This is a genomic window from Collinsella sp. LCP21S3_A9 (assembly GCF_052118785.1).
Taxonomy (GTDB): Bacteria; Actinomycetota; Coriobacteriia; order Coriobacteriales; family Coriobacteriaceae; genus Collinsella.
Genome location: NZ_JBQKGN010000039.1, coordinates 1 through 3,048, shown reverse-complemented (window position 1 = coordinate 3,048; position 3,048 = coordinate 1). Strand labels below are relative to the sequence as shown.

At 62.8% G+C, this 3,048-nt stretch carries 2 protein-coding genes; both read right to left on the bottom strand.

The features are described from left to right. On the bottom strand, positions 1-831 hold an 831-nt coding region (locus ACTQ05_RS09350), incomplete at its 3' end, for a hypothetical protein (RefSeq protein ID WP_441538946.1). 22 nt (positions 832-853) lie between these two features. Further along, entirely contained in the window at positions 854-2,482 is a 1,629-nt protein-coding gene (locus ACTQ05_RS09345) for a hypothetical protein (RefSeq protein WP_441029632.1), read from the bottom strand. Between the last annotated feature and the right edge of the window lie 566 nt (positions 2,483-3,048).

The following is a 3,048-nucleotide window of genomic DNA, read 5'->3' as shown; positions in this document are numbered from 1 at the left end:
GTAGTAGGCGGCCCATACCGGCAACGGCTCACCAGTCTTCGGGTCAACAAAATCGCCCTTCACGACCCCAGTCATGAAGATGCGGGGGATGCCATGCGACTCGACCGCGAACTGCAGGTTCGTCAGATTCCGGCACGAGCTGTCGATGATCGACCGCAGGCCCCTGGTCAGCGCCGTCCTCCCAACCCATGACCCTGAAACCCTCTTGTTGAGGTGCATGAACACTGGGACGACACCCATCCGGTGCTGGTCGCGGTCGACCTCGACCCACTTGCCGGTACGCGGCGACCACTCAACCCACACCGTTTCATCAGGCAGATACAGCGTCGCGAAACAAGGGGTGCGTCGAGTCACGGCATCCACGCCGTAGAACCGTGCAGCCGCCGTCACCATCTCGTGACGCTCATCAACAAGGCCAGCCATCTCACGCGGAGATTCGGCACGGATCAACGGCAGATCCGGATTCTTGTTATTGCCGCCCACCGTCAGGAACGCCCGACCAAACAGTCTGCGATCCCGATTGAACATCGCGAGCTGCACGTCGCCGTTCGACGCATCCCAGATAGCGCGCAACCGGTCATCGGCCTTCTCTTCGCCGGGGAGCACGAGGGCGCGCATCTGCTGGCGATCAACCACAGAGTCCACCACCACAGCCGCCCCCGACGTGATCACGTCATACTCGCGGCGATACTCAGGCGGCAACGCCAACCCGATATGCGTGAAGGCATGCTCCGTGTCGTAGTAGGACAGCAGCATGTCGTCAGAATCACGATGGGAACGTAGGTCGAGGTACAGCCGGTCAAGAGTTTGCAGCTCGTCAACACTCAGCACACGCAGCCACCCCTTTCGCGACTCATAGGAAGAAAATCGTTTCCTTGGCTTCGGTCGACCAACCGGCCGCCGCCATATCCGCGGCAGCCTCGTGCGCCAGCACGTCAGCCATCACCACATCGATCTTCAAATGCTCAGCCGGTTTGCCGAGAATGAACTTGTCGCCCGGTTTCGCGACCATCCGGGCCGCCAACGCCTGAGCCTTGAACACCTCATCCGGGGCGTGCGTCGTCAACCCCTCGGCCATGTCCTCCCGGTACCTGACCAGTGCTGGAAACATGCGCGCAATCGAGTTCGTCGGCCACTGCAGCACCACATCGTCACCGAACCTCGACGCCCACGCATCGGCCTGCGTTTCCCAGTGCCGCGGGTCGCAGTAGATGCGCCCCACCCTGTAGCGGCGCATCACCTCATCCACGGCGGCATCAACCTCGCCGCGAGGGATACGACCCTCCGGCCACTCCCTTGGGTTCCATACCGCTGGACGCTGATCTGGCCCATACGTTGGCGTGAACCGATGCCCGTCAATCGTCTGCAATCGCAGCGCCGTCCAGTCGCTCGACCGTGACCCGTCAAACCCGCCACACACCGCCGCGCCGTCCGGCACGTCGACCGCAAGCTCAGCAGCCTCCACCACAGCCTCAGGCAGGAACGCGCCCAAGCCTTGCACCAGCATGTTCCCAAAGAACCGCTTCGCCTGCGCCGGGTCGGTGTGCATCAACTCGGCGCACTCGGCCTCGATTGCCTCCAGATCAGCCCACGGCGACCCGCGATACACAAACCGCAGAATCTTCGCCCGCTCAGATTTCAGCTCAAACCTCAGGTCAGTGGGCGGCCTGCGGTAGAACCGGAAAATATCCTTCGATGATGACTCAAACGTCTGCTGAGCCGCCGAGTTCTCCATCGGGTCCCACGGGTTCGTCACCTCCAGGCCACGACCACCCATACCCGCCAAGCCGCGGCGCATATGCTGCCATACCTTGATCAGCTTGCCCGTGTACAGGCCTGACTCATCCGCCACCGCGAAATGGATGGGAGCGCCCACCTTCGAGTTCGGTGCAGCCGTGATCGGCAACACCTCGCCATTGTTCGGCGTGCGGATGAAATCCTCACGAACCCGCATCAGCTCCTGCAACGGGCCGCGCCTGATCATCTCTTGGAGCGGCGCGTAAATGTTGTCGGTCTGATCCTCAGCCGTCGCCAACAGTTGGATGCGGGACACCGGCCGCGGAATACCCATCGGCTCACCCGCATCGTAGGCGTAGACGAACCCGCAACCGCAGCCATGATCGACACACCGATACCGCTCGCCACCAACAGCCCAGCCAGCGAAAATGCACGGCCCGACAGCCTCGAACGGGATCAGCGACGCAGCCCACGGCGACTTCCCCGTCTTCTGCGGCCCCACCACCTGCGAACGGCGATACTGGAACGCTGGCGCACCCACCGGGCGGGCCTGGTTAAACACCGCCTTCGGCTTCACCCTGTAATGGTTGAGTGTGCACCACAACTGCCAGCCGTCATGCACAAACGGCTCACCCATCGACCAGCCGTCAGCGACCAGGCAGTGGGCCTCGATCCAGTCAGCAGACAGATACCCCAGAGTTGGCCACGCAACCGACCAGTCATCGTCAGGAAGCGAGGCCGCCATTGATCGCTCTCAGCTTCGAGCCGCGAGACCGCTTCGGCGTCGCAGCCTCAGCCTCGACTGACGAGGCGGTGCGGGTTGTGATCTTCCACCCCAGAGCTGCCAAACCAGCAGGCGTCAAGCCGATGTGCTCAGCGAAACGATGCAACTGCCCCAGCACCGGGGCCGACACGGTGGCGTCCTCACACCGGACAGACAGCCGAGTCCACATCGCCACCGAACGCACCAGCCACCCCGACACGTCCATCGACCACGCGCACGCCTGCGGAGTCCGCCACGCCCACTCCCATACCTCAGACTCACGATCAGTCACGTTGGGCAGTGGAAAGTCGGGCACCGGGCCGTCATAGCCGGACGCTGGCAAATCCTCCAGCCTGTAGCCGCGAGCATCAGACCGTGCAGAGTTCTCGTCCGGCATAGGCCCAGAGCGGATACGAGCACCTTTCGCCATGATTCTGGAGCCTCCTTTGCCGCATCTCACGGCAGAGAACGAGAGCGCGGCATCTCACCGCGCTTGGGAAAAATTTGAACCCGCCGGACTGTTTTGTGCGCCGGTGAGCGCACAAAAC

Bases quoted from the DNA above. Each gene is read 5' to 3' on its own strand.
- ACTQ05_RS09345 (WP_441029632.1), bottom strand. From the start codon at position 2,482: ATGGCGGCCTCGCTTCCTGACGATGACTGGTCGGTTGCGTGGCCAACT.